This is a genomic window from Parendozoicomonas verongulae, assembly GCF_009711465.1.
In the GTDB taxonomy this organism is placed as follows: Bacteria; Pseudomonadota; Gammaproteobacteria; order Pseudomonadales; family Endozoicomonadaceae; genus Sansalvadorimonas; species Sansalvadorimonas verongulae.
Genome location: NZ_SMME01000668.1, coordinates 1 through 2,592 on the forward strand (window position 1 = coordinate 1; position 2,592 = coordinate 2,592).

Genomic DNA, 2,592 nt, shown 5'->3' on the forward strand with positions numbered 1-2,592 from the left:
GCAGCCTCTTGTGATGCTGGTGTTTACGGCACTGAATCTTGCCGGGGACACTGGGGATATTAAGGACCATATTGTTACATCATGCAGTCTGTGCATTATCTGGATACGGTTGTGAAAGAGACAGGTCGGGTCACTTATCTTTCCTCTTGTGCAGGTTGCGCTTGTGTCTGTTGAGATGACAGGATTGGGTGAAAGACCGGTTGCACCCAGCATGATCACAGACAAAGGCCTGTCCCCTGTATGGATGCGTTTGTGTTTGATGAGATCGCCGGATGTGATAAACGCTTTGTTGCACCCGTCAACTGGACAGGCATAGGGCCTTTCCCCTGTATGAATGCGTTTGTGTTTGATGAGATCGCCGGATGTGATAAACGCTTTGTTGCACCCGTCTGATTGGGTGAAAGACTGGTTGCACCCGTCAGGACTGGGTGAAAGACTTGTTGCACCCGTCAAAGCGGTGAAAGACTTATTGACCCGTCAAAGTCGCAGACAAAAGGCCTGTCCCCTGTGTGGGTCGCAGACAAAGGGCCTGTCCCCTGTGTGGATGCTTGTGGACAGTGAGATTACAAGGGGTGGTAAACGCTTTATGGCATCCATCCTGATCACAGACATAGGGCCTGTCCCCTGTGTGGAAACGCTTGTGTTCGAGGAGATGACTGGATTGGATGAAAGACTGGTTGCATCCGTCCTGGTCACAGACAAAGGCTGCACCCGTCCTGGTCACAGACAAGGGCCGCATCCGTCCTGGTCACAGACAAAGGGCCTCTCCCCTGTATGGCTGCGTTTGTGGATGGTGAGATGATCGGATTGGATAAAACGCCTGTTGCACCCATCAACGTCACAGGCAAAGGGCTTGTCCCCTGTGTGGGTGCGCTGATGTTTGGTGAGATTGCCTGATATGGTAAACGCTCTGTTGCATCCGTCCTGGTTACAGACAAAGGGCCTGTCCCCTGTATGGATGCGTTTGTGTTTGATGAGATCGCCGGATGTGATAAACGCTTTGTTGCACCCGTCAACTGGACAGCAAAAGGGCCTGTCTCCTGTGTGGGTGCGTTTATGGGGACGGTGAGATTATGGGGTTGGATAAAACGCCTGTTGCATCCGTCAAAGTCACAGACTAAGGGCTTGTCCCCTGTGTGGATGCGTTTGTGGGCGTGGTGAGGTTACAGGATGTAGTAAACGCTTTGTGGCATCCGTCCTGGTCAAGGCATAGGGCTTGTCCCCTGTATGGGTGCGTTTGTGGGTGGCGAGATAACTGGATGTAGTGAAAGTCTGGTTGCACCCATCCTGGTCACAGACAAAGGGCCTCTCTCCTGTGTGGATTCGTGCCACAGACAAAGGGCTTGTCCCCTGTGTGTGGCGCGTTTATGCCTGGTGAGATCACCGGATGTATACGTTTGTGTCTGGTGAGATCGCTGGATGTGAACGCTTGTGTTCGAGGAGATGACTGGATTGGATGAAAGACTGGTTGCATCCGTCCTGGTCACAGACAAAGGTCTGCTCCCTGAGTGGATGCGCTTGTGTCTGATGAGATCACCGGATGTTGTGAAAGATCGATTGCACTGATCCTGGTCACAGACAAAGGGCTTGTCTCCTTGAACGCGTTTGTGCCTGATGAGATTACCGGATTGGGTAAAACGCTTGTTGCATCCGTCCAGGCCACAGACAAAGGGCCTGTCCCCTGTGTGGATCGCAGACAAAGGGCCTGTCCCCTGTGTGGATGGGCTTGTGTCTGGTGAGATGAAATAATTGGGTAAAACGCTTGTCGCAGCCGTCAAAGTCACAGACAAAGGACTTACCCCCAGTGTGGATGCGTTTGTGGGCGGTGAGATTACCGGATGTAGTGAATGCCTGGTTGCACCCATCCTGATCACAGACAAAGGGCCTTTCCCCTGTGCGGATCGCAGACAAAGGGCCTGTCCCCTGTGTGGGTGTTTTGTGCCTGATGAGATTACCGGATGTGGTGAAAGATTTGTTGCACCCGTCAAAGTCACAGCAAAAGGGCCTGTCTCCTGTGTGGGTGCGTTTATGGGGACGGTGAGATTATGGGGTTGGATAAAACGCCTGTTGCATCCGTCAAAGTCACAGACTAAGGGCTTGTCCCCTGTGTGGATGCGTTTGTAGTAGTGAGATGACCTGATGTGGTAAAAGACTTGTTGCATCCGTACTGGTCACAGGCAAAGGGTCTGTCTCCTGTATGGATGCGTTTGTGGGAGGTGAGTGTACTGGATTGGATAAAAGACTGGTTGCATCCATCGAAGTCACAGACAAAAGGCCTGTCCTCTGTGTGGATGCGCTTGTGTCTGATGAGTGCACCGGATTGGTTGAAAGCCTTGTGGCACCCGTCAAAGTCACAGACAAAGGGCCTTAGTGAACGACTTGTTGCACCCGTCCTGATCACAGACAAAGGGTCTGTCTCCTGTGTGGGTGCGCTTGTGGGCAGTGAGATGAGTGGCTTGGGTGAAAGACTGGTTGCATCCGTTCTGGTCACAGACAAAGGGCCTGTTCCCTGAGTGGATGAGCTTGTGTCTGATAAGATTGCCAGGTGTGGTGAAAGAGCGATTGCACCCATCTTGGTCACAGACAAAGGGC

Annotated in this window: 3 protein-coding genes; all 3 read left to right on the top strand. The window is 52.3% G+C overall.

Annotation, left to right across the window (positions count from 1 at the left end):
• Positions 1-240: 240 nt before the first annotated feature.
• The 3 genes from E1189_RS25030 to E1189_RS02590 all read left to right on the top strand — a co-directional run bounded on the left by E1189_RS25030 (position 241) and on the right by E1189_RS02590 (position 2,371).
• Entirely contained in the window at positions 241-393 is a 153-nt protein-coding gene (locus E1189_RS25030) for a hypothetical protein (RefSeq protein WP_155158498.1), read from the top strand.
• A 381-nt stretch (positions 394-774) separates the two neighbouring features.
• Positions 775-897 (top strand): hypothetical protein, encoded by a 123-nt coding sequence (locus tag E1189_RS25710; protein WP_268921574.1) that lies wholly within the window; start codon positions 775-777, stop codon positions 895-897.
• A gap of 1,300 nt (positions 898-2,197) precedes the next feature.
• Positions 2,198-2,371, top strand: coding sequence for a hypothetical protein (locus tag E1189_RS02590; protein WP_155158501.1), 174 nt, complete (start codon positions 2,198-2,200; stop codon positions 2,369-2,371).
• The last annotated feature ends 221 nt before the right edge of the window (positions 2,372-2,592 follow it).

What these genes read in the sequence shown, in the direction of transcription:
- E1189_RS25030 (WP_155158498.1), top strand. Translation starts at nt 241, where the DNA reads ATGGATGCGTTTGTGTTTGATGAGATCGCCGGATGTGATAAACGCTTT.
- E1189_RS25710 (WP_268921574.1), top strand. Translation starts at nt 775, where the DNA reads ATGGCTGCGTTTGTGGATGGTGAGATGATCGGATTGGATAAAACGCCT.
- E1189_RS02590 (WP_155158501.1), top strand. Translation starts at nt 2,198, where the DNA reads ATGGATGCGTTTGTGGGAGGTGAGTGTACTGGATTGGATAAAAGACTG.